Origin of the sequence: Bacillus sp. BF2-3, assembly GCF_008368795.1 — a bacterium.
Lineage (GTDB): Bacteria > Bacillota > Bacilli > Bacillales > Bacillaceae_G > Bacillus_A > Bacillus_A cereus.
The window spans coordinates 28,694-54,806 of the sequence record NZ_QOSA01000005.1 but is presented as its reverse complement, the minus strand read 5'-3'; the positions used below and the strand labels follow the sequence as shown (position 1 = coordinate 54,806).

The window sequence follows — 26,113 nt, the reverse complement described above, 5'->3', positions numbered from 1 at the left end:
TCAATTTTACCACCTCAATTATTCATTGAGCAAAATATACGTCAGTAGATCCGCTTAATAAAAAAAGCTATCTTTCTGTATATCCATACAAAAAGATAGCATCTTTTATGATTACATTTCTTAACCGGTACTCCTACTCAGCAAAAGCACTCGAATATTGTACAATTCCTTCTACACCTCGAAGAGCATTTTCTGTTAATTCCTTTATCATAAATACCTCTTCAGGCACTTCAAACGGTGCTTTTATATTCCACTCACTTGCTTTCTTAAAACCAAATTTCGGGTAGTACTCTGGATGTCCTAATACTACAACTGATCCGTATCCAAGTTCTTTCGCTTTTTCTAAAGCAGCCGTAATCAGTTTTCCACCAATTCCTTTCTTCTGATGGCCCCTAGCAACTGAAACTGGTGCAAGTGCTAACGATTCTACAGAAGTTCCACATTGTTCTATTGTAATTTTCGATAACATAATGTGACCAACTATATCTTCATCTACCGCAACAATTGATAACTCCGGAACAAACGCGTCACATTCTCTAATACGTTTTACAAGTTCATGTTCTGTTTTATCACTAAATTCTTCAAGTGAAAATGCCTCTTTTACGACTTCTTCTGTTTTTCTACAATCATTTTTTTGTTCTTGTCTAATCGTTACCATTTTAACTTATCCTCTATTCTTTCTTATTTCTTTTTGAATTTTACGAAGTGCTTTTTTCGATCCGCGCTCAATATCGTGTTGCATTTTTCTTTCTTTATAATCAACAAATAGTGTATTTAAATCGTATCCTTCTGGATATAACTCCTTCGCTGCTACTTCTAAAGTAATACGTTTTACATTTACTTCAACGAATTCACCGTTATAATATACAACAACGTTATAAAAATTATCTTTTTCCTTATAGATGATACCAAAATCATCATGATCCAATAAATTAACACGATCGCCGATTTTGTACTCATAATGAGATTCTCTTTTTTCTTGTACGAATTTCGGTTTTCTAATTTTACTTTCATTCACTTTTTCTAAAGCGTACTCTTTATTTCCCATGTACTCTTTCGCCCTTTTCAGTACATGTTCTTTTACGTTCATTTTATTCGCAATCCAAAGTGCATTACTTTCTCCTGATTTTCCGATAACTAATTTATAAAGCGGCTCTAACGTTTCACTATTAAACTGCATCGCTGCATTCATAAAGTCATCATGCATTTCTGAGAATCGTTTAATTTCTCCGTAATGCGTACTCGCAGCGGTAATACATCCCGCAAAGTACAACTCTTCTAAAATAGAAATTGCAAGTGCTGCACCTTCATTTGGTTCTGTACCGCTCCCTATTTCATCAAATAAAAGTAACGTATTATTATTTGACATCCTCATAATCTCAGAAAGATTTTTCATATGAGATGAAAATGTACTTAGTGCGTTTTCGATACTTTGATTATCACCAATATCTACAAATACATTTTCGAAAATAGCGATTTCTGTCCCTTTATCTCCTGCAATATGAAGACCTGACATTGTAGCTAATGTTAACAATCCAATTGTTTTTAACACAATTGTCTTTCCGCCCGCATTCGGCCCTGTAATAATTAAACTACGATACTCTTGACCAATTTTAAAATTTAAGGGTACAACTTGCCCTGTTAAAAGCGGATGCTTACAATTCACTAAATGAATGTAGCCATGATCATTTAACTTCGGTTCTATTCCATCAATCGATTTACTAAACTTCGCTTTCGCAAATACCATATCATACTGACTAATTAGCTCCATGTTAATCTTTATACTATAAATATTTTCTAATACCATCCCTGATAAAGTCGCTAAAATTTGATATTCTTCAACCGCTTCTTCTGCTTTCAAACCTGCTAGTTCTGCATTCAATTTCGTAACCGTATGCGGTTCTATAAATACAGTAGAACCTTTTGCCGAGGCTTCAATAATACTTCCGGCAACTTGGTTTTTATAGGAAGATTTAATTGGAATCGTATAACGGTCATCCTTTTTACTAATAAAGAATTCCTGAATGAATTTCTTATTTGCACTACTATTTAAAAACTTCGTTAAACGTTCTTTTATTTTCCCATCTACAGAATCGATATTATTTCGAATTCGTTTTAACTCTTTACTTGCAGCTGCATCAATACTATTTCCTTTAATTGAAAAGTTAATTTCCTCTTCAATACTTTTATATTCAGTCATTGAATTTGCATAAGAAGCTAATACTGGTGCAAAAAATTCTTTATCTAACATAAACTTTTTAATCTTTCTACATCCACGTAAAAAGTCTGAAACACTTACTAATTCTTCTGGATCTAAAATCATCCCTTTTTCTAATTTTTGAATTGTACTAGCAATATTAGAAATGCCGAAGAAAGGAACATGCCCTTCTGCATCTAATATAGCTCGTGCTTCTGTCGTTTCATTCAACCGATTTCTCACTACTTTTATACTCGTACTCGGCTCTAATTTGTTTAATAATTCCTTACCTAATCCACTTACACAATAAGATTTCACTATATCCTTTAATTCGTTATATTGTAACTTTTCAAAAGTCATCGTATTCATTTTGTTTCTCCTCACTATGATTGATTTTTATCATAAATGAAGATACCTACTCATTAGATTCCAATGAGTCATATATAAAATTCCATAATTATACAATAAAAACATATACAAAAAAGCTGCGGGGATACCGCAGCTTTTACATTTACAAGGCATGTGTAATAACGTATGAGGAAATAAGCCATAAAAAATAGATGGCAGTCCCTTATTACACGCTTTATAAAGTATTGTAGGTATCTTCATAGGTTTTGAAATAAATGCATGACAAAATTAGGGGTATGATGTACATAAAAATCCCCTGGTCTTATCCGATTTATTTCATTAAATTTTTCCTATTTAATACCTACCGCACTCACAAAAAGCACCTCTCATTAATTTATATTATAGTCATTGAAATCTAATTTATTGAAATCATCATACTATATGTTACGTGAGAAGTAAAGGTGTCATACTTTTATAACTATACAGAATGTAAAAAGGAAGAGGAAAACTTATATTTCAGTCTACCTCTTCTTTTTCATCACCAAATTATTGTTGAACATATATGGAAACTGATCCTCCACTTACTTGGAACTGCCCCCATCCGTCCTTATTAATTGTTACAGTATTTGTTTGATTACCCGTAATATCATACCATACTTCCCCTGCGTTATTCTTTCCAACATCCATCCACTTCGCCCCTCCTGGTCCATCAGAGATTAATGTTGCTAAACCAGAATTAGCATGTACACTATCACCTTCTCTTGTCCAGCCAATCACATCTGGATGATCAAAATAATCACGTTGCGTACCATATGCAAAGTTTTTTCGTGCCGTCAAAATCGGATCAATTTTGTCCTTTAACGCTGGAATTTCATAGTTACTATTTCCTTTTGTACCATAGTAATCACCATAGAAAACAGAAGGATACCCCTCTGCACGCGTTAAAATAAATGCATATGCCAGCGGTTTGAACCAAGGGCTCACTACAGATTCCAATGACTGACCAGGCTGTGAATCATGATTTTCAACTAGAGTAACCGCAAGTGTAGGATGATTCGCAACTACCGTTCCTTTTAAAATATTTCTCATATCATAATTTCCATTTCCTGTTGAAGCATAATGAAAATTATAATGAAGTGGTGCATCGAACACAGATTGATTATAATTAACCTTCGCTAAATAATTATTTAAAGTCTGGATATCATTTTGCCAATATTCAGCTACTGTAAACATTTCTTTCCCTGTTTGCTGTCTAACATGATTTACCCAATCGCGCAAATATTCATGATCAATATGTTTAACAGCATCTAAACGAAAACCATCTAAATTTAATTCATTCGCATACCACGTTCCCCATTTTTTCATTTCATTCGCAACATCTGGATGATCAAAATCAAGATCCGCATACATCAAATAATCATAATTCCCATTCTCGCTAGACACTTCCCAGTCCCATGCTTTACCTATGCCCCTAAATTTATAAATTCGGTTTAATTTCCTTCCTTCATCCCAATCCGTTCCGTCAAAATGATACCATTTCCATTTGAAATTAGAATAAGAATCTCCACGCCCTGGAAAGTTAAATCCTGTCCACGCACTAATTTCATAATCACCTGATACTTCATTATTTCGATTGCTCGGGTCTACCTCAACTGCTGTGACAGTTTCTGTATAATCAGCCCCACCTTTATGATTCATAACTACATCACCGTATACATCGATGTTTTTCTTATGTAAAGCGTCAATTGCAGATTTCAATTGTGCTTTCGTCCCATATTTCGTCCGCACTGTGCCCTTTTGATTGAATTCCCCCAGATCATATAAATCATATGCTCCATATCCTACGTCATTTTGCGTAGTTCCTTTATATGCAGGTGGTATCCAAACAGATGTAATTCCTTTTTCCGCTAAATTTTCAGCATCAGTACGCAAACGATTCCAATGATTCCCATCATTCGGAGAATACCACTCAAAATACTGCATTAACGTTCCATTGTTAACTGTGTCTGCATATGCCTTACTCCCCTCATATATACTAGGTAAAAACATAACAACTGACAATCCGACTATTGTTATTCTTTTAAACATCTGTACACCATCCCCTTCCAAGAAAGCGTTTGCATAGTTTATCAGAATTATTATAATATTCGTCCCACCGTTAGTAAAGTAGCAATCTCTCACTCTCCCATATTATTTTTAATCTAATTTCAAATATTCAACGTAGTTTTCATTTCACATCCTATTCAAGATTGTTTACAATTTACCTATAAAAGCATAACGGAGGGATTTCGATGACAGACTTTCAAAAACAATTTTTCGCACGATTACATATAGAAGAAAAAGACACAGTTTCATTTGAAGATTTATCTAACATTATGTACGCAATGGCACAAACTGTTCCTTTTGAAAACTTAAATATTCTCGAAAAGAATTTTAAAGAAATATCAAAAGAAAATTTGAAAGAGAAAATTTTAGTAAATAACCGTGGCGGTCTTTGTTATGAACTCAATCCTACTATGTATTACTTCCTGAAAGATTCTGGATTCGATGTTCATCTCGTTTCAGGAACAGTTTATAACGCTGCAAACTCCATATGGGCTGTTGATTCTGGCCATATCGTAACCGTTTTAACACATCAGAATGAACTTTATTTAATTGAAGTAGGATTCGGATCATACTTACCTCTTGCCCCTGTCCCTTTCTCAGGTGAAGTCATTCACTCTGCTACAGGAGATTATCGTATTCGTAAAGAAATGACCGAAAAGGGAAACTACATTTTAGAGATGCGGAAAAACAATGAGTTCTTGGATCAATCTTCTGCTGATGATTGGACGTTAGGCTATGCATTTTATATAGAAGAAGTGGATGAAGAAAAAGCAAATACAGCACAAAAAATTATCGTTGAACATGAAGGATCACCCTTTAATAAAGTACCTCTTATTGTAAAACTAACTGAAGATGGGCATGCCTCTTTAACGAAAGATAGCCTTACAGTAGCGAAAAATGGTAAAAAAACGAAAGAAACCGTTACAGACATGCAATATACAAACCTTTTACATTCAAAATTCGGAATTACACTATAAGTATGTAAGCCTTGTTATTTTAGCAAGGCTTTTCAATTTTCAGCAGGGATTTTTTGCAATTTGTTGTATTTCATAGTTATATAGAAATATAACTACATGTTTAGAAAGGAAATGATTATGACAGAACTTAAAGATCGATTACAAGTAGCTGATATAGAAAAATGGGATTTAACAGACATTTACCATACAATTGAAGATTGGGAAAGTGATTTTCATAAAATTGAAGTATTAACGAAGGAATTACACGAATTTAATGGCAATATTCACGATGGCAATAGTTTATTAGCTTATTTAACGAAGAGTGAAGAAATTTCTAGCATAATATCTTTAATGTTCGCTTATGCACGATTACAATCTGACCTTGATACACGCGATACTGACGCGCAATCTCTTGTCGATAAAGTATCACAATTACACGTGAAAGTAAGTGCAGCGAAATCTTTCTTTTCCCCCTTCTTACTTAGCATAGACGAAAACACATTACATTCTTACATAGAAGAAACAGAAGGCTTACAATATTATAAAGAAGACTTATTTGAATTATATCGTTATAAAAAACACGTATTGAATAAGGACCAAGAAGCAATTTTATCACAAATGGGTGAAGCTCTTTCTTCTCCACAGCACACATTTGGTATGTTAAACAATGCAGATATATTATTTGGTGAAGTGACGACTGACGATGGAGAAAAAGTGAACTTAACACGCGGAATGTATGCAAAATTAATAGAAGATACGAATCGTGAAAAGCGTAAAGAAGCTTATAAAGCATATTACAAACCATATGTTCAGTTAAAGAATTCCATCGCATCTACTTTATCCGCTACTATTAAAAATAATGTTACTGTTTCGAAATTAAGAAACTATCCATCAGCGCTAGAGAAATCATTATTTGGCGATATGGTTCCGAAAGAAGTATATGAAAACCTAATTGATACAACGAAAAAAAACATTCAAACATTACATACATACAATGAAATTCGAAAAGAAAAATTAAACGTAGATGAACTAAGACAATACGACTTAGGCGTCGATTTAGTAGAAGGTGCAAAACAAGACATCCCATATAGTGAAGCATTTGACATTATGATTTCATCACTAGCTCCTTTAGGAGAAGAATATATTGAGACATTAAAAAGTTTTAAAGATAAAAGATATATAGACGTAAGAGAAACACCAGGAAAACGTTCTGGTGCTTATAACTTTGGTGTATACGGCGTTCATCCTTTCATTCTTTTAAATCATCACGATGATTTAAACAGCCTGTTCACTCTTACTCATGAATGCGGTCACGGTATGCATACGCACTATTCACATGGATACCAACCAAGAATTTCTGCACATTATTCTATCTTTGTCGCAGAAGTCGCTTCTACAGTAAATGAAGTGTTATTAATTCACTATTTATTAAAAGAAGCAAAAGATACGGACGTGCGTAACCATTTAATTAACCATTTTATTGAGAAATTTAAAGGTACTTTCTTTACACAAATTATGTTTGCAGAATTTGAAAAAATTACACATGAAATGGCTGAACAAGGTAAACCATTAAATGCACAAGTCTTCAGTGAAATTTATGAAAAGCTATTTAAAGAATATAACGGTGATTCACTTGTATTTGATGAAGAAGTAAAATACGGATGGGCTAGAATCCCTCATTTCTATCGCCCGTTTTACGTATACAAATATGCAACTGGATTCGCATCTGCCATTCAAATCGCTGATAAACTATTAAGTGATGATCCGAATGCTCAGAAAAATTATATTGAATTCCTGAAAGGTGGAAGTTCTGACTATCCACTAAACCTATTGAAAAAAGCTGGTGTTGATTTAACTACGCCAGAACCGATTGAAAGTGCATTGAAACAATTCACTCAACTTGTTGAGGAGTTTTCAACATTATAAAAAGCATGCAGAGTATATGCTCTGCATGCTTTTTATTTGAATTACTCTATTCTATATGCTGCTGCGTCACACAATGAATCATACCACCGTATGCATACAATTCGTTAACATATATACCGACAATTCTTCTCCCTGGAAATTGACCTTCAATGATTTGAAGCCCTAATTTATCATGTTCATCACCGTATATAGGTACCAATACAACTTCATTACCAATGTAAAAATTTAAGTACGATCCTTTACAATCTGCTTCTTTTACCAATTTTCTTGTTACTGGTACTGGAATGAGCTGAAATGGCTTGCCATCTATATTTCTTGCTTGTCGCAATTCTTGATAATGCTTTTCGTACGCCTCCAAAAGATATGACTCTCCTTCACCGAAAGGATCATATTCATACAATATCGTATTTTCATTTACAAACCGTGCCGCGCCATCAATATGATAATCTGTATCTTCATCATAATTATCCTCTCCGCGTATACCAGTTATCCATATAAAATTCGTTACTCCTAAATATTTCGTTAACTCCATTTCAATTTCTTTCTGACTTAGTGTAGGATTTCGATTTTCATTTATAATAGACGTTTCCGCCGCCATTAAGGTCCCGTTTCCGTTTATCTCAATTCCTCCGCCCTCTAAACAGACACTAGATTCAACTTTTGGAATGCGATACATTTCACTTATTTTATTCGGAATATTAGCGTCGTTTTCGTACGGATATTTATCTCCCCAACCATTAAATATCCAGTGCGTTAGATAGCGGTTCCCTTCTTTATCTTTTACAAAGATTGGTCCGTTATCTCTTATCCAAATATCATCAGTTTCTTGAATTAAGAAATCAATTTTATTCATATTCACGTTAGCTTCCATTAACTTCGATTGGACATGTATTTTTTCTTCTTCATCACATACAACAATATGGACATTTTCTCCATAGTGAAGCTCCTTTGCCATCGATATCCAAATATCATCTAACTTAGCTCTGTAACCTTCACCCCTATGTGTTTTATCATGTGGCCATTGGAGCCATGTACCTTCATGTTTCTCCCATTCCGCAGGCATATAATACAAACTATTTTCTATATTTCTCATACGTGTTCACCCCTTATATGAATGTATGTCCAGTCTATACTTTGACATCGTGTTAAGGTCAACAGGAATATATTCATTTACTTGTAGCAACTTTATAAGGTGACTCTTTATTTCTCCTTGTGATGCACTACTTCTCCTTGTAAAACCGTCACTAAAACTTTCGCATTCGGAATCTTATCGGCACTCATTTTAGTAATATCTTCATTTAGTAATACCATATCAGCTGATTTGCCTACTTCAATCGAACCTGTAATGTTATCAAGACCTAGCGCTTTAGCTGGCTTAATTGTATAGGCATCAATAGCTGCGTATACATCAGACAAGCCCTTTTCATCAATGCTTAATGCATTTGAAATCGTCACAAGTGGATTCAGTTCGTTTACATCCCAATCACTACTAAGTGATACATTCGCACCGGTTTTCCAAATTCGCCCTAACGGCATAATTCGTTTCATTTGCTGATTTGTAAAATACGTACTTGCCCAGCTTTGTTTTGGATCTTCCGCAAAATCATGACCTACTTGAAAATCAGCGCTAATACCTAACTTAGCAAAACGATCTATATCACTATCTTCTACCATTTCCACATGCGTAAGTGTATAAGGCTGGTTTGCACCTTCTTTTTTCGCTGCTTCAATCGCATTTAAACTCTCTCTTACCCCAGCATCTCCAATTGTATGAATAAGTGCACCGTAACCAATTTTATTTAATTCGGTTAACCACCATTTCATTTTTTCTTCTGGAATATAATTCAACCCATACGGAGTTCCTGTAAACCATTCAAATTTATATTTTTCTAGTGTTTTAGCAGTGCTATTAATACTAATTCCATCACTATACATTTTCACTTGATTAATAAGCATACGGGATGACACATCATCACGCTTAATTTTTTTGAAATACTCCATTTGTTCTGCTTCGTTTAAATTTGGATATACCCATGGTCGAAGTACTACGCGTGACGTTAGCTTTTTTTCGTCATTTACTTTATTCCAAACGTCTAACCAGCCTCGCTTCCAATAAAGACGTCCATCACCAACTGTAGTAATACCATTCTTTGCAACCTCATCTAAACCGTCTAATAAACCTTCATAATTTTTTTCAAACAGATTTGGTTGAGAATTCCATGCTTTTTCCATCACGATATCTCCTGCTGTATCATAAAGAACACCAAACGGTTCTCCTGTCTCGGAATCCCGAATAATCCTTCCACCTTGTGGATCTTTTGTATCTTTATTTATTCCAGCTAACTCGAGTGCCTTTGAATTAACCCATACAGAATGGGAGGTTCTTTCCATAATTAATACTGGATTATTAGGAAATAACTCATCAAGAACTTGTAATGGGGTTTGTTGCTCTGATTTTTCGTCCATATCTTTTAACAACGCTTCCAAACTGAACCCCGTTCCACTTATCCATCCGCCATCTTTCACACCTTTTTTACAAGCCTTTAAATACGAGCGTTGTTTTTGCAGAGAAGCATCTGGTGAAACACTACAATTTCCTGCTGCTGGTGATTTTGCTTCAAATATATGATTATGATTGTCCACAAAACCAGGAAGGATAAAACGTCCTTGTAAATCCAACACTTTCGTATCTTCATTTATAAATTCCTCTACATCCTTGTTTGAACCAACAAATATAATTTTCCCCTCTTTAACGGCTACAGCCTCTACGATGTCTTGCTTTTCATTTGAAGTATAGATTGTACCATTTTTAAACACTACATTTTTAGGTAGCTGATTAGGTAGAACAGCGCTACCACTCTCACCTTCTCCTACTCCAGAAGTACATGCGGAAATCCATACCATACTTAGAATCAGACAAATAATCATGATTATTCTTCTCATATTCTCTCTCCTTTTTATTATGATAAATTGCTTTCACACATAGAATAAGGATTGACATAATGTTAATGTCAATCCTTATTCTCATTCTATTTTCGTAACTAAAAAACAAATTTGTGTCACATACTCTTCTGCTAAACAATCACATTCAGGTCCCTTTATATAAACCTCGTATGGCGAATTAATTATCACATACCCATTTCTTTCAATCCATTCTTCTAACGCTATATAAGCGTAACCTATATAGTCGTAACTTCCATAATGCATAGTAGTAACGATATGATGTGGACTTAGTTGTTTCATTTCATACTCTTGTGCTACGTCTTCATCATTCCCCTGCATAACCGGAATTCTTAACTCAATATCACTGTTACTTGGAATATATTCTTCATCATAAAAGACTGCAGATGGAGAACCGACTATTTGAAAGTTATTTTTTTGTACCTCTTCATATAAGTCATAAAAATAATCATCCATATCATCTATATCTATTTTTACTCTTTGAGTAATTAGCGTTACTTCGTTCCTCATTCCCATTAATATATCGTAACTTCTATGGCGAGCAATATTTAGACTACTATTCACCATTACCATTTCATTCATTTCTGAAATAACCTGTAAATTTTGCTTCACTTCCTGAGACAACTCGATAATTTGTGATTGTATATGTTGAACAAACGAATCTTGATCCGATGACTGCAAAACAATTTTAATTTTTGGAAGAGGAAATTTATACTCCCTTAGCTTTTTTATTTTCAACGCTACTTCCAGCTGCTCTTGTTCATAATATCTATACCCATTAACCGGATTCACATATGCCGGTTTTAATATCTCCTCTTTGTCATAATGTCTTAACATCCGCGTACTCATTTTACAAATCCGAGAAAACTCAGCGATGGTATACATATCAATACTCCTTGAATAGATTTTCTTTTCATTACTTATTTATTAAAACCAATCAAAAATCTTCTTCATTGAAAAATCTCCATTCTGATTTTTCAATCTTCTCATTTTTGAAGGTAACAAATGACTTGGACAATACCATGTTAAACAATTCATTGCGCCTCCCATTGTTGATATTTCTCCTACCTGAATTTGAATAACTTGTTTCTCCGTATACTGTTGAATATAACGTAAAACTTCCTCATCTTTAGCTAGTCCAAACTTAGGAACATAAAGAGCATCACATGATTCTAACATATTTATATACAACCCTTTTGCCGATGCTATCTCTTGATCATATTGTCCTTTCTCTGTATATGATGAGGGAACAACTATAAATTCAGCTTCTGGCATTTGTTCTTGAATAATCTCTTGAACACTATATCTAAATTCATGATCCCCTAAAAAATCACTAATAAACATTGTATGTTCATCAATAAATTTAACCATTCCGTCTGCGTGTGCTAGTACATCCCCTTCTTCAGCAGGAATAATAATAACTCGGCTCACATCTAAATCCCATTCTAACTGCTCAATAATTTCCTCTTCTGTCCAATCATCGTTATCATCAAATATGCGTTCTGTTAATATTACAGTATCTTTTTTATTCCAAATAAGATTACCGCCATCTAATATTAATGGGGATTTTTCATATTCAAAGTCATTCTTTTTCAACCATTTATTAAATTGTTGATCTAAATATCGCCCTTGATCATCTGGTAAATAATTTGGTCGATATTTAAATTTAACTAGATGATTTGTGACAACCGGTGCAACATCTCTTAGCCAAATATCATCATACTCAAAACAGCTCGTATGAAAGTCTTGTTCTTCAGCAGATAAAGATATAAGTTGATCCGCAATTGATTTCTTTTCATTTAAACATTCATTAAAGTAAATCAAGTCTTCATAAAATGGTTGATAATATTCATTTGATTCGTCTGGTATTGCAGTAAAAATAATGCCATTATGTTTTTGTTCCATATTATTTACCTCGCTTTTTAGTAGTAGTTACATAACTGATTTTACAAAGCCAACTATTCCTAAATTTATGTCTTTTTTCATTACAACTCATGCAACATGTACATTTTATGAATGGATTATAGCATGGAGAAATATTATATATTTATATAAAAAATATAAAGCTGACGTTAAGCCTTAAATTGACTCTTGACAAGTTTTTTAAATACCATATTTTAAAACAACAATAAATAATCAAACGATTTTTTTATCCCGATTCAAACCCATTACTTCTAATAGATCGTTTTGATTGTATAAATTCACTAAATGCGTTTCTACTCCTATACAAATTCCTTCTAGCGGAAGATCATTTGGATCCTGACCAAAGGGATCTTCAATTTCAACCCCTATTGCTTCAATACCTATGAATGCAAAACTTATAAATGTAAACTATTTTGATTATTGTAATGAACCATATTTACAAAAACCTCTTTCTCTATTAACCTTTTATTCTTTTAAATCATGAAAGTATACAATTAAATAATAGAATCATAAACCCTATCATTATGAGGCTGGTTAAGATTATTTCTTTCAATACCGTTACTCCTTTTTTGCAAAAAGATAAAATATCTTATTTAATTCAACAACAAATGTCACTATTCTAAATCCCGACGCATCATTTTAGAATTCGCAATGAACAATGCACTAATTAATACAAAGATTGCACAGGCATATAACAATAAATCTAACGGACTATCGTGATCTATAATGATGAGACGCACAATAGCTGTTATACCTATATATATAAAATATCGTAATGGAAAATGAAAATTCATTTGAAAATACTTTATAATCATTACGATGAATTCAAAGTACAAAAAGAATACAACGATACTATCAATTAAATGATAACTAGATTCATTACTATCCAATTTCATTTCTTGTATAAACTGAATGACTTCTTTCATAAGAAACACACTTAGAACAACCCCTAAGCAAATTAAAGCTACATTTAAAATGTACTGCAAAACGATAGGGAAATACGAAAACACTATTTTAAAATTCTTTAACACAAACATTTTTCTCCTTTACCATATAAAACGAAAAGCGAACATACACTACAATTCATTTATCATTATATTGAAATTTTATTATTACAAATAATAAGGAACGACAAAATAGGTAATAAGATTCCACCTATTTTGTCTATATAGCAGCACAACGAAATTAAAATTAATTACTTCAATGCAATGGGTTGTTGTTGTGTCACACAATGAATCATACCGCCGTTTTTATACAACTCTCTCACATCAATACCGACTACTTTACGATCTGGGTATAACTTCTGAATCGTATCGTTTGCAATTTTATCATTCGGATCATTATAATTAGGCACTAATACAACTGTATTTCCGATATAATAATTGATATACGATCCCTTATAATCGAGAGTTTTTCCATTTTCTAAAGCAACCTTTTCTTTACTAAGCGGCAAGTATTCATACTTATATTTCTGTCCTGAAGCATTTTTTGCATCTAACAATGTATCCATATCTTTATTAGATAAACCCCATTCGGCTAGGTCATCTTCTTTCATCGTTACAATGGTAGATTTATTATGGAATTTAGCAAATCCATCAATATGAAAGTCCGTAATATCTAAATTAGGTACTCCATCTAACCAAATAAAGTTTGATACCCCAAGGTCACTTATATATTTTTCAATTTCCTTTTCTGATAAATCAGGATTTCTATTTTTATTCGTTACTGCACTTCGAGTTAATAACGCAGTCCCATTGCTGTCTAATTCAATTGCGCCGCCTTCAAGGACAAATTTCCCCCAATCAACTCTTTCAATTCCTGATTGTTTACTAACATTCTTACGTATTTGAGCATCATTTTTATAAGGTGTTTTCTTCCCCCAACCATTAAATGCTGGATCTAATATTTTGAGATTTTTATTGCTGTCATAAACAAAAATTGGTCCACTGTCCCTTGCCCATACATCATCAGTAGGCGCGATAAAGAAATCAATCTTCTCCATATTCAACCCTTCATCTGTTAAAAGGTTATTGATTCTTTCTTTTTCTTCCTGGTCATATGCAACAATGTGGACTTTCTCACCCTCAGTTAAAGCACTTGCCATCTTAACCCAAATAGGTTCAACTTCCTTCTTATACTCTTCACCATATGTGTATTCATGTGGCCATTGCAGCCATGTACCTTCATGTTTATCTTTTTCATCTGGCATCGTATATTTCCCAGCATTTTTCTGTACCTCTACTTTTTCCCCTTCTTTCCCTTTAACATTTTCATTGTTACCCTCAAAAGAGCATCCACTAATAATTGTTGTAGATAATGTAGCTATTAAACAAAACTTTATTGCTTTTTTCATTTTTTCAACCTCCTGTTCTTGTCTCCAATAATATAAAGCTTCACATAGTGTGAAGCTCAAGCTTTTTTATCAATGTAAAAATTACCAATTTTTCTTTGCATTACTTAGCATTTAACTACCTATTTAGATTTATTCATATGTCAATCACCTTTCTTACCTATTGATCCCGCTATTTATGGGCAGTAACCCTCACCTCAAAATTCAGCGGAAGCAAAAAAGTTAGGTGGGGGCCCTGCTGTCCGTAAAAGCCCGATTGATGAGGGCTTCTACTCAGTGGGGATGAACAAAGCCCCTCCACTGAATAAAGTTTCACTTTATTCAGTAAGTAAAACTTTACAAAATAAAAAAATCGGTATTGATAATTACATATCAATACCGATTTTTTATAATTATTTTCCTTCTATTAAATCATTCGCCATTTTCCTGAATTCTTGATTAAATGCGTCATTCATACCATTTTGGACGTTAGAAAATAATATGACAAACGTTCGTTTATCCCAGTTAAAATTATTAAAAGTGTTCCAGCCAGCTAATACACCGTGGTTATGATAATAATCTGGGTAAATATAGAAACTAAATCCATATTTTCTTGCAGGTGATGCAGAAAACATATCTGATACACTTTGTTTAGAAAGTAGTTTACCATCCATAATAGCTTCATCTAACTTTTTCATATCTTCAACAGTCGTATACATTTCACCACAACCATACAGCCAGTTCATTTTTAAGCGCGGCGTGGCTATTAACTTATTATCTTTTTTCGTATACCCTTCTGCTAAGAAAATATCTTCTGGAAGTGTTGCGCCCATTCCAGATTCATTCATTTCAACGGGAGTCAAAATATTTTCTTTCACATATTCAGCAAGTGGTTTATTCGATATTTTTTCTACAATATATGCAAGCACCATATAATTATAATCTGTATATTTCCATCCTGTCCCTGCTGGAAATTGTAACGTTTGTGCCCCAATCCACGTTACTAATTTTAACCGTGATGCTGCGTCAACACTACCTTGTCCCTGTTCTGGTAATCCAGACGTATGTGTTAACAAGTTTCGTAACGTAATATTTTTATCTGCTGGAAACGATGGGATATATTTATTTACATTGTCTTCAATGTTCAACTTCCCTTTTTCTTTTAGTTGCATAATAGATATTGCAACAACTGTTTTCGTAATAGAACCAATGCGATATTTCGTTCTTGGCGTTGTTAATACTTGATCTTTCACATTCGCATAACCGTAGCCTTTTCGTAAAATCACATGACCTTTACTTGCTACAAGAACACTTCCATTAAATCCTTTATCTTTTAAGTACTGATCTAGTTTTCCAGCTGCAATTTCATAACGCTTTTTCTCATTCGCATCAATTTCCTGCTTAACATCTTTTTGCTTACTATTTACATTAGAAAATGCCTTTGCATCATATTTTTTTCCTTTATTTGCATGTATTAGTGTAACAATACTTCCACAAAAAACTGCAAAAATAAAGAAAACGATTAACCATTTCTTTAACATACTAGGAACCCTCTTTTATCTAGTTTCACTTAACGTACATCCATTCTATTTTATATCTTTTAATTATCAAGTATATTATAATATTATTTAATATTCACTCTGTTAAAACTAGATTCCTTTTTCTCATTTTCAATTTTGACTACTCTCTATTGTATTTCTTTCTTGCAAAATTTCCAACATACAATCGGATGCATTACACTATAATTTCAAATTCTTTTGTAACATTTGTTACATACTAAAAAGAATGGAGATGTAATATGAAAAACACCGATAAACGCAATCGTTTAGATGATAAGATGTTTCATTATCGGATAACAAAAAATAACATGGTATTAATTGAATATTACGGAAAACAGATTATGGCATTAAAAGGAAATGATGCTGAAAAATTTTTAAATAAAATAAATCATGCAAATAACGATAAAGAAAAACAGCTAATTATGGCTAAAATTACAGGTAATTTCAAAAGAGGTAATGAACGAAATTGAAAACGAATCTCATTTACATTTTGATTATACAACAAATAAAAAAAGAAATGTCGCTCATTCAACATTTCTTTAGACTTTCTTCATAAAAAATTTACATTGCTAACATTCCTTCATTTTCTATACTTCCTATATAAGCTAACCGCTGAAATAGTTAGTAATACAACTATGCATAACCACGCATACGTATATCCCTTCTTATCTACAATATAACCAAATAAAGCAGGCGCAGCAATAATGGCAATTTGATTTAATGTAAGTGCAAAACTCACTGTCATCCCTACCGATTCTTCACTTGCTGATTCCGCAACTTCAGTTATAAAAAGACTAAACCATCCAATTGAAAAGAATCCTAACAACGCACTTACACCATACAATACATTCGTTATTGTATGTATGCTCATTACTAATATTAGAATAAAGAAAATAGAAATACAAACAGTTATAAATAAGAGGGTACGCCTATTCCCCTTATAAAATAAATCACTAGTAGCTGCTAATATAACCCTACCAACCATTCCAGAAAAGAACATAACGGAAAATACTTTTCCAGCTAAAATTGGCGTGATTGATTGTTCCAATACTAAAAATTTTATAAAGTGCGCAACTAACACCATTTGCAATGAAATCATACAAATGCCAGTTATATAAATTGCATACAACTCTTTTTTACACATCACTTCTTTTAACTGCATCCAAAAAGAAAGTTTACTACGTTCTTGTTTAACTTTCTCTTGAATATATGGTTCCTTATAAAATATAAAAAATAAAAACCCTCCAATTATACAAATACATGCAATACTATTTACCGCATAGGCCATATTATATTTTATTGTAAGAAACGGGATCAATACTCCCGCTAATGTACCACCAATCGGTATACCGGCTTGTCTAATCCCCATCGCTAACCCGCGATTTTCTTTTGAGAACCACTTCATTATCACCTTACTTCCTCCTGGCTGCGAAACACTATAAAACGTTCCTACTAATAAAAGTACAAAGAGTAACCCATTAAATCCATTGACCATATTAGTCAGTAAAAACGAACCTCCTAGTAAAAATGAACTTATCGAAATTAACAACTTTTCATTGTATTGATCAAGTAGCCGCCCGACAAAAAGCATACAAAATAGCGGTCCTATATTTACAACACTTACTAACAATCCAATCTCCGTATTCGTAAGTGCATATTCTTCTTTCCAAAATAAAGCAAACGCTCCAACACCATACGTTATAAGTGTCGCTGTTGTTTGAGCAACCGTCGCAAAAATTAACATAACCCACTTATAAGTACTATTCACCCTTTCTTCCATTAACACAATAATCCCTCCATCCCCTTCCATTGTATGAAAGTTCTGATATCATATAAAATAAAGATTTATCATGTAATCCATCAAAAAAAATGATACCTTTTCTGGAGGGATGATACTTGGATATAAAAGATTTAACTGTATTTTACGAAGTTGCGAAAGAAAAAAACATATCTCACGCAGCTAAAAATTTAAACTATGTACAGTCTGGCGTAACAATGCGTATGAAACAACTAGAAAATGAACTAGGTGTACCTTTATTTTACCGAAACGGAAAAGGTGTAACTTTAACTTCTAACGGTGAGATTTTATTAACATACGCTAAACAAATTATCCACTTAATGGATCAATCTGTTAAAGCAGTTCAAAGTAATGGGATCGAACTAAGGGGCACTTTAAAAATTGGATGTACAGAATCTACAACCGCTGTAAGACTTCCATCTATATTAACGGCCTATTATGAGAAATACTCAAAAGTCGAATTGATTTTAGAATCAAATACGACGGAACAATTGATTAGGCTTGTACTAGAACGAAAACTGGACGGAGCGTTTATAGCTGGCTCTACTCAGCATGCTGAACTTCATACAAATATATTTCGTGAAGAAGAATTAGTTCTCATTAGCAAAAAGCCTTTATATTCCTTTAAAGACATAGGAGACATGAATTTACTTGCATTTAGTCACGGGTGCTATTATAGAAATTTATTAGAAGATTGGCTTCAAGAAGAAGGAATTTCACCTAAGCGAGTATTAGAGTTTGGAACAATTGAAGCGATACTCGCATGTGTAAAATCAGGTATGGGCATAGCAATTATGATGAAGTCTATTTTAAATGGTCATCAACATGACATATCATTCAACCCTTTGCCAAATAGCTTCAAAAAAGTTCCTACTACTTTTATTACTAGAAAAGATATATATCACTCTGCTGCATTACAAAAATTTATGGAGATGACTCACAATGCGTGAAAAGAAAATACGTGGTATGAAACGAAAAACAAACACTATGATAAAGCGAATTGAGGAACATACAAAATCGTTCCCTTCTACTTTCTATAACGATGAATATTGGAATATGCTATTGCCAGTTTCGCAAGCTTTTATTGACTCTCGTAAAACACCTAGAAAAGTAAAACGGTTATGTATTCAAACCTTATTAAATCAAGCAAATCATTTAATAAATATGAAACCGAGCGATACACATACATATCGAGTTGTTGTTTTGATTTCTATAAATAATTTGTGGGATTCGCAAATCATTATATTTAAAAATGAGGACTACTTTCATAATTTCTTTAATAGAGATAGTGAATTTCAAAAATGGATTCTTCTTTCAAATGAAATTGATTTTTGGGAGACATGGGAAATGTCAGTTTGTCATTCCTTCAAAACGCTTCACTTTCAAGAAATTATTTATGATGCAGATGAATGCTATGAAAAAGAGATTCTGTTTATCGGAGAGTTAGATTAAAAAGGGTATACCTAAAACACTGGTATACCCTGTTCCACTTATTTTTCCTTCAATACACTATGTAATCGATCCGGATAATTTGTAAACATTCCTGTAGCACCCCATTTGATTAACAGTCTCATATCTGGTTTCTCATTAATTGTATAAGGGTGAATTAACAGTCCATTTTTCCTAGCCATTTTCATATAGGACTCATCAATAATTAGTTCCCCGTTATCATTACGTAAGTTTGGTCCAATACCAGCTGCATACTTTTTAATTTCTTGAAAATCATCATTTGTTACACTTTTCGGTTCCTGTGTAATGCCAGACCATTCAACAATTTCATTGTTTTCATTTGGATAATACCAAAGCAATTGAACTAATGGAATATTTTCATTCATACTATGAATCTTTTTCAAACTATCTTTACTAAATGATTGAATCATAACACGGCTAGAAGACATGTTTTGACCTACTAAATTATATTTTTGTAACAACGCCAACAATTTCTCTTCCATTCCTGGATACACATCTGGTGATTTTGTTTCAATATAATACTTCATACTTCTTCCATACTTTTGAAAAATTTCTTCAAGAGTTGGAACTTTTTGCCCAACATACTCATGCTTAGCCTTTTCTGGATACGCTTTATTAAACCATGATCCTGCATCTAAACTCTTTATTTCGCTTAACGTTTTATCACGTACTTCGCCTGTTCCATTTGTAGTGCGATCAACCGCTGTATCATGCATTGCAATTAATTGGCCATCCTTTGTTAATTGAATATCTAACTCTAAATAATCCGCTTTCATTTTTTTCACTAAATCATAAGAAGCAAAAGTGTGCTCAGGTGCATGTCCACTTGCTCCGCGATGTGCAATATTTAAAAACTTATTCGTATTCCATTCATGCTTTCCTTCTGCTTTCGCATGAACAGCTCCCCCAGCAAAGATGCTCCCCGTCATAAAGAAAATAACTAAAACGCTAATAATCTTTCTCATCCTTCTAACCCTTCCTACGTTGCAAATTTCAACAAGCTAATGAGATTTACACGAAATAGAAGACACACTTTCAATATTTTTATAAACCTATATTAAAATTCCAATCTTACAAATATACTTTCTCTATATTATTAATATAGAAAACTAGTATTATCCTATTTAATTCCTATAGCCCTCCTTTTCACATGTAACTCCCTATTTTGTACGGTTCATTCAATAAAAAAAGCCATAAATTATTTAGGCTACACTCCTGTGTCCCTAAATAAATTTATGGCTTTTCTCAAATATCTCCGGCCTCTATTAACTTGTCGAATTTAATCATATCAAACCTATTGAAATTTGTGAATATTTTTTTCAGTAGAGTGAAGCACATAAAACAATATTTCTGTAGTTACTTAAAAATCACATAATAAATTTCTCATTACCTCTTCCAATACTATATCTGGATTTACTACCGTTTTTTCCGAACGCCATCCGATAAAGCCATCTGGTCTAATTAATACAGCACCTCTATTCTCTATACCATATAATTTACTAAAAATATCTTCTGGAACAACAAAGTCTCCACTTAAGCCAACACGATACCCTTTTATATTTATTCCTAATTTAGCTGAAACAGCATGTGCTGCCTCAGCCCAAGAACTATTTTCTACTCCTGTAAGTAATACAAAACTGTTACCGAATAAGTCTAATGTAGAAACTTTCTTCCCTTCATACGTTCCCCATAAATGTGGCGCTCGCGTTCCAGGTCTTCCGTTCAACTCTATGCTATCCATTCTATGCGGAGTGACTGAATCATCTATAATTGCCTCTGAACAATACTGATATCCAACTGTAACAGCTAAACCATCCATATTATTCAAACTGCCTTCCTCTCTATTCGCAGCACGAAACAGTAAACTACTTGCATAAGCTGTCGTTAATTTTGCAACAGAGTGTCTCTCCTCATGATATGTTTCTAACAGTTTTGGTTTTGCCTTCCCTTTTATAACAGCCGCTAATTTCCAAGCTAAGTTATGCGCATCTTGTATTCCTGTATTTGAACCAAATCCTCCTGTTGGCGGCATAATATGTGCTGAATCTCCAACTAAAAAGGTTCGATTCCCTTGAAATTTCACCGCTGTACTTTCGGCCGCTTCCCACGGTAAAACACTTAATATTTTTGATTCAACATTTGTACTTCCAATTGCTATTTGAATAATTTGTTTACAACGTTCTATAGTGAAGTCCTCTAGCCCCTCTCCTTTTAACGGATCGTAGGCTACATGATAAATCCATTTTTTTACGTTATCAACCGGGATAAGTGCACCAAGAACCTCCGGATGAAGTACCATCGAAAAACCGAATGCGTCTCCTTGTATAAACTCTCTTAAATCTGCTTCAAAATAAATATTCATATAATAGCCACCAATGGTTCCACGACCCTCAGTTTTAATCCCTAACTGCTCACGTATTTTACTTTTCGCTCCATCTGCTGCAATTACATAGTCACAATGTATGACACTTTCTTTTTCTGTTTCACGATTTCGAATCTTTGCTTTTACCCCGTTTTCACTTTGTTCAAATGAAACTAATTCATGATAAAAAGATAGTTGCCCGCCTAATGTTTTCGCTTCTTGTAACATCATCTCTTCTAAAATAATTTGATAACACGCAGTTTGTTTTGATGGACTAATCTTTTCTATTTTTTGAAGTAACTCTTCATCGTTTCCGTATTGTGTCGCTCTCATTTGTTCCAATTCTTCTTTATTCGCCTCAGCTATTGTATGAACCGCTATTCTTCCTCGGCAGTTCTCTAATGCTTTACCTGCCAATTTAATTCTTTTTTCCAAGCCTAATTCTCGAAATAACTCCATTGTACGTAAAGTAAGACCGCCTGCTTTCGGATGAATGGCAGTAGACGGATGCCTTTCAATAAGTAAGTACTCAATGTTATGTTTTGCAAGAAATAACGCAGACGCTAACCCAGATAATCCCCCTCCAACAATTAAAACTGGTACATAATTCGATTTCATATATTTCCCCTCCAAATCATTGTTCTGAGCTCAGTGACATAAATATAATCAAAAAAAACATTAAAATATAGACTTATATTTCATTTTGAATTATCATATAGATAGATTACGCCCCAAAATTCCTTTTACCTTTTCATACATCTATAATCACCTGAATTGTGTCTGTATGAAAGTGTAAAACAAAAGAACGTACTTTACGTTGAACCATGTTCTATCGTAAAATTCAAAAATAATACAAACATTATAAGCGGTCGTAACCTTATGGATTATACAAGGTTACGACCGCTTATTTTATTGTTACATCATTTTTTGTTTTTAAAACCTCATCTATTGTGTTATGTAGTCCTTCCAATCCCTTTTCTATCTCCCTATAATTTTCAACAATAAAAAATTCATTCGTCTCGATTTTCTTTCTCAATATTGCACCTCATACAACAATCATGTAGCATTACCGTATCGAAGTAATGGTTCATCATCTTAAACCTTTCGACTAATTACCTGGAGGCAAAGTGATTGAAATGAATAAACAAGAACAATTAAATATTATAAAAAAAGATTTTATTGATTCTCAAAAAGTATTATTGGCAATTGGTGATGAAACGCGTCAAGCTATTTTATTAGTGCTAATGGAAACGGAATGTCAAACAGGATTACGTGTAGGAGAAATCACGAAGCAAACACACCTTTCCCGTCCAGCAGTATCACATCACCTTAAGATTTTACGAGAAGCTGGCATTATTTTAATGAGAAAAGAAGGTACAAAGAATTTTTATTATATTGATATACGTACAAAATTAGGTTTATTAAAAAATCTTGTATTAGATATTGAGAAGCTATTGCAAAACTTTTATTAAAACTTGGAGGTATAAGAAATGAAAGCAATGATAATTGATAGATATGGAAAAGTCCCAATGCGTATGGCAGAGGTACCTACTCCTGAAATAAATGAGTATGAAGTGCTCGCAGAAATTCATGCAGCTAGCATTAACCCAATTGATTTTAAAATACGCGACGGAAAAGTAAAAATGTTACTGAAATATGAAATGCCCCTAATCCTTGGTAACGACTTTGCCGGTGTCATCACGAAGGTTGGATCAAAAGTAACTCGTTTTAAAGTTGGTGATGAAATATATGCTCGTCCAAGAAAAAATAAGATTGGTACTTTCGCGGAGTATATAGCCATTCATGAAGATGATATAGCTTTAAAACCGAAAAATTTAAGTTTTGAGGAAGCTGCTTCGATTCCACTCGTTGGCTTAACATCATATCAAGCATTACATGACATCATGCAATTACAAAAAGGACAAAAGATTTTAATTCACGCTGGATCCGGTGGTGTTGGTACTTTCGCTATTCAGTTAGCAAAAATAATGGGTGCCATTGTTACAACGACTGCTAGTGAAGCTGGTGCGAATTTAGTAACGTCTCTTGGCGCAGATGAAATTATTAATTACAAAACAGAGAAATTTGAAGATATACTAAAAAATTATGATGCCGTATTTGATACAATCGGCGGTGCAACACTTGAAAAATCATTCAATATTATAAAAAGGGGAGGAAACATTGTTTCCGTTTCAGGCATGCCGAATGCTCGCTTCGGTAAAGAATTTGGTTCAGGATTCTTTAAAACTCTCTTATTTTCATTAGCCAGCAAAAAACTTACTGCACTTGAAAAAAAGCATAATGCTCAATATTCATTTTTATTTATGAAGCCAAGTGGGGATCAATTACGTACTATTGCAAACTATATTGAAGCTGGTGAAATCAAACCGGTAATCGATCGAGTTTTCCCTTTTGAAGATGCGCAAAAAGCAATGGAATATTCCGAGGCTGGAAGAGCAAAAGGAAAAATAATCGTAAAAATTAAGTAATAATAAAAACTCCATTTTTTTAAAAATGGAGTTTTGTATTTGCTGTTAAATAGACATAGTGCAATGAAGTCCTTACAATAGATTGCAAGGGGAAATATTATATTATACTTTTAGTTAACTTTACAAAGAATATATACGTACAAATACATAATTTAAAATACAAAAAGGAGGAGATACAATGACTAAAAATAATGAAACAGGTTGGAATTTAGATAATAGTTATACGACTTTACCACAATCATTTTATACAGAAATCCCCCCTACTCCCGTAAGTTCACCGGAGTTAGTTAAACTAAACCATTCATTAGCGATATCTCTTGGCTTGACCCCTGAAGAACTGAAAAAGGAAGCTGAAATTGCTATTTTCGCTGGTAATGCACTCCCAGAAGGAGCTCATCCATTAGCTCAAGCATATGCTGGCCATCAATTCGGACATTTTAATATGTTAGGCGACGGTCGTGCTCTTTTAATTGGCGAACAAATTACTCCTTCAGGTGAGCGTTTCGATATTCAACTGAAAGGTTCTGGGCCTACTCCCTATTCACGCCGAGGAGATGGCCGTGCTGCACTCGGTCCGATGCTACGTGAATATATTATTAGCGAAGCAATGTATGCACTCGATATTCCAACTACCCGCAGTTTAGCAGTTGTCACAACCGGTGAACCAACCTATCGTGAAACAAAGTTACCTGGAGCAATTTTAACTAGAGTAGCTAGTAGCCATATTCGCGTCGGTACATTTCAATATGCTGCAGCTCGTGGTTCAATAGAGGACCTGAAATCACTAGCTGACTATACGATAAAAAGGCATTACCCAGAAATTGAATCTCATGAAAACCGATATACTGCATTACTACAAGAAGTCATTAAAAGACAAGCCAGTCTTATCGCAAAATGGCAACTTGTTGGATTTATTCACGGCGTAATGAACACTGACAATATAACGATCAGTGGCGAAACAATTGATTACGGTCCTTGTGCATTTATGGACAATTACGACCAAGAAACTGTATTTAGCTCTATTGACACACAAGGTCGTTATGCATATGGAAATCAACCATATATGGCCGCATGGGATCTAGCACGACTAGCTGAATCTTTAATACCAATTTTGCACGAAGATGAAGAAGAAGCATTAAAAATCGCTCAAGACGAAATTTCGAAATTTAGCGTACAGTATGAAAAACAGTGGTTCCTTGGAATGAAAAAGAAATTAGGACTATTTAGCAACGAAGAACAAGATCAATCACTTATTGAGCAACTTTTAAAAATGATGGAGAAATATAAAGCGGATTACACAAATACATTCCGTTCATTAACTCTTGATGCTATCGAAAATACAGCTCTATTTGAAAGTCCTGAATTTAAAGAATGGTACAAACTGTGGCAATCTCGATTAGAAAGACAAGAACAATCAAAAGAAAACGCCTACGAGATGATGAAAAATAATAACCCATCAATCATCCCGAGGAACCACCGTGTAGAAGAAGCACTAGAAGCAGCTGTTACAAATGACGACTATAGCGTAATGGAGCAACTTCTTGAAGCTTTATCAAACCCTTATGCGTATTCTACAGATCAAGAAGAATACTGCATTCCGCCTACACCGACGAATCGCCCTTATCGTACTTTTTGTGGGACTTGATTGTTTAATATGTAAAAAGGTGCGTTCATATAATTTGTGTGAAC

22 protein-coding genes and 1 pseudogene are annotated in these 26,113 nt (G+C 33.6%); 8 read left to right on the top strand and 15 right to left on the bottom strand.

Translation table 11 applies throughout. From position 1 onward, the window contains the following. Positions 1-133: 133 nt before the first annotated feature. The 3 genes from DN401_RS04680 to amyS form a co-directional block, all read right to left on the bottom strand. Complete coding sequence (locus tag DN401_RS04680; protein ID WP_149287596.1) at positions 134-658, bottom strand: GNAT family N-acetyltransferase; 525 nt, start codon at positions 656-658, stop codon at positions 134-136. Positions 659-664: 6 nt separating this feature from the next. Beyond that, positions 665-2,566 carry an endonuclease MutS2 gene (locus DN401_RS04675; protein ID WP_149287595.1) on the bottom strand — a complete coding sequence of 634 codons (1,902 nt, stop codon included), beginning with the start codon at positions 2,564-2,566 and terminating at the stop codon, positions 665-667. Positions 2,567-3,091: 525 nt separating this feature from the next. Beyond that, on the bottom strand, positions 3,092-4,633 hold the full coding sequence (gene amyS, locus DN401_RS04670) for an alpha-amylase (RefSeq protein ID WP_000476411.1): 1,542 nt from the start codon (positions 4,631-4,633) through the stop codon (positions 3,092-3,094). A gap of 203 nt (positions 4,634-4,836) precedes the next feature. Here amyS and DN401_RS04665 point away from each other — a divergent pair, with 203 nt between their 5' ends. Together DN401_RS04665 and pepF are read left to right on the top strand one after the other, a co-directional pair. Further along, positions 4,837-5,628, top strand: a complete 792-nt coding sequence (locus DN401_RS04665) for an arylamine N-acetyltransferase family protein (protein WP_149287594.1) — start codon at positions 4,837-4,839, stop codon at positions 5,626-5,628. Between the two features lie 117 nt (positions 5,629-5,745). Further along, positions 5,746-7,533, top strand: coding sequence for an oligoendopeptidase F (pepF, locus tag DN401_RS04660; protein WP_149287593.1), 1,788 nt, complete (start codon positions 5,746-5,748; stop codon positions 7,531-7,533). A 46-nt stretch (positions 7,534-7,579) separates the two neighbouring features. On the opposite strand, the gene DN401_RS04655 is transcribed toward pepF, so the two are convergent. The 8 genes and pseudogenes from DN401_RS04655 to DN401_RS04615 form a co-directional block, all read right to left on the bottom strand. Then, positions 7,580-8,626, bottom strand: a complete 1,047-nt coding sequence (locus DN401_RS04655) for an agmatine deiminase family protein (protein ID WP_017673133.1) — start codon at positions 8,624-8,626, stop codon at positions 7,580-7,582. Positions 8,627-8,733: 107 nt separating this feature from the next. Beyond that, entirely contained in the window at positions 8,734-10,476 is a 1,743-nt protein-coding gene (locus DN401_RS04650) for an amidohydrolase (RefSeq protein WP_149287592.1), read from the bottom strand. An 81-nt stretch (positions 10,477-10,557) separates the two neighbouring features. After that, positions 10,558-11,379, bottom strand: a complete 822-nt coding sequence (locus tag DN401_RS04645) for a MerR family transcriptional regulator (RefSeq protein ID WP_000287984.1) — start codon at positions 11,377-11,379, stop codon at positions 10,558-10,560. 42 nt (positions 11,380-11,421) lie between these two features. Continuing rightward, entirely contained in the window at positions 11,422-12,399 is a 978-nt protein-coding gene (locus tag DN401_RS04640) for an agmatine deiminase family protein (protein WP_149287591.1), read from the bottom strand. Positions 12,400-12,630: 231 nt separating this feature from the next. Next, positions 12,631-12,822: pseudogene (locus DN401_RS04630) on the bottom strand (bestrophin family protein); the annotation flags it as partial. A 209-nt stretch (positions 12,823-13,031) separates the two neighbouring features. Further along, positions 13,032-13,448, bottom strand: coding sequence for a phosphate-starvation-inducible protein PsiE (psiE, locus tag DN401_RS04625; RefSeq protein ID WP_006923430.1), 417 nt, complete (start codon positions 13,446-13,448; stop codon positions 13,032-13,034). Positions 13,449-13,612: 164 nt separating this feature from the next. Continuing rightward, complete coding sequence (locus tag DN401_RS04620; protein ID WP_000709181.1) at positions 13,613-14,770, bottom strand: agmatine deiminase family protein; 1,158 nt, start codon at positions 14,768-14,770, stop codon at positions 13,613-13,615. A 389-nt stretch (positions 14,771-15,159) separates the two neighbouring features. Further along, positions 15,160-16,287: a serine hydrolase domain-containing protein gene (locus DN401_RS04615; protein WP_000915192.1), complete on the bottom strand. Its 1,128-nt coding sequence runs from the start codon at positions 16,285-16,287 to the stop codon at positions 15,160-15,162. A gap of 257 nt (positions 16,288-16,544) precedes the next feature. On the opposite strand from DN401_RS04615, the gene DN401_RS04610 reads away from it, so the two are divergent. Then, complete coding sequence (locus DN401_RS04610; RefSeq protein ID WP_086385092.1) at positions 16,545-16,775, top strand: hypothetical protein; 231 nt, start codon at positions 16,545-16,547, stop codon at positions 16,773-16,775. Between the two features lie 110 nt (positions 16,776-16,885). On the opposite strand, the gene DN401_RS04605 is transcribed toward DN401_RS04610, so the two are convergent. Then, positions 16,886-18,115, bottom strand: a complete 1,230-nt coding sequence (locus DN401_RS04605; RefSeq protein ID WP_006923421.1) for an MFS transporter — start codon at positions 18,113-18,115, stop codon at positions 16,886-16,888. Positions 18,116-18,201: 86 nt separating this feature from the next. Here DN401_RS04605 and DN401_RS04600 point away from each other — a divergent pair, with 86 nt between their 5' ends. Together DN401_RS04600 and DN401_RS04595 are read left to right on the top strand one after the other, a co-directional pair. Further along, positions 18,202-19,053 (top strand): LysR family transcriptional regulator, encoded by an 852-nt coding sequence (locus DN401_RS04600; protein ID WP_149287590.1) that lies wholly within the window; start codon positions 18,202-18,204, stop codon positions 19,051-19,053. Continuing rightward, positions 19,046-19,555 carry a DUF3916 domain-containing protein gene (locus tag DN401_RS04595; protein ID WP_086385090.1) on the top strand — a complete coding sequence of 170 codons (510 nt, stop codon included), beginning with the start codon at positions 19,046-19,048 and terminating at the stop codon, positions 19,553-19,555. Before DN401_RS04600 ends, DN401_RS04595 begins: the two co-directional genes overlap by 8 nt. A 38-nt stretch (positions 19,556-19,593) precedes the next feature. On the opposite strand, the gene DN401_RS04590 is transcribed toward DN401_RS04595, so the two are convergent. The 3 genes from DN401_RS04590 to DN401_RS30100 form a co-directional block, all read right to left on the bottom strand. Continuing rightward, positions 19,594-20,538, bottom strand: coding sequence for a glycerophosphodiester phosphodiesterase (locus DN401_RS04590; protein ID WP_001226333.1), 945 nt, complete (start codon positions 20,536-20,538; stop codon positions 19,594-19,596). 395 nt (positions 20,539-20,933) lie between these two features. Then, positions 20,934-22,553: an FAD-dependent oxidoreductase gene (locus DN401_RS04585; RefSeq protein ID WP_149287589.1), complete on the bottom strand. Its 1,620-nt coding sequence runs from the start codon at positions 22,551-22,553 to the stop codon at positions 20,934-20,936. A 286-nt stretch (positions 22,554-22,839) separates the two neighbouring features. Beyond that, entirely contained in the window at positions 22,840-22,971 is a 132-nt protein-coding gene (locus DN401_RS30100; protein ID WP_001227549.1) for a hypothetical protein, read from the bottom strand. Positions 22,972-23,062: 91 nt separating this feature from the next. On the opposite strand from DN401_RS30100, the gene DN401_RS04580 reads away from it, so the two are divergent. The 3 genes from DN401_RS04580 (at position 23,063) to DN401_RS04570 (ending at position 26,069) form a co-directional block, all read left to right on the top strand. Then, positions 23,063-23,407 carry an ArsR/SmtB family transcription factor gene (locus DN401_RS04580; protein ID WP_000571870.1) on the top strand — a complete coding sequence of 115 codons (345 nt, stop codon included), beginning with the start codon at positions 23,063-23,065 and terminating at the stop codon, positions 23,405-23,407. A gap of 18 nt (positions 23,408-23,425) precedes the next feature. Further along, the gene (locus DN401_RS04575; RefSeq protein ID WP_000646436.1) at positions 23,426-24,424 is read left to right on the top strand and encodes an NADP-dependent oxidoreductase; all 999 of its coding nucleotides are present in this window, start codon (positions 23,426-23,428) and stop codon (positions 24,422-24,424) included. Between the two features lie 178 nt (positions 24,425-24,602). After that, entirely contained in the window at positions 24,603-26,069 is a 1,467-nt protein-coding gene (locus DN401_RS04570; protein WP_149287588.1) for a protein adenylyltransferase SelO, read from the top strand. The last annotated feature ends 44 nt before the right edge of the window (positions 26,070-26,113 follow it).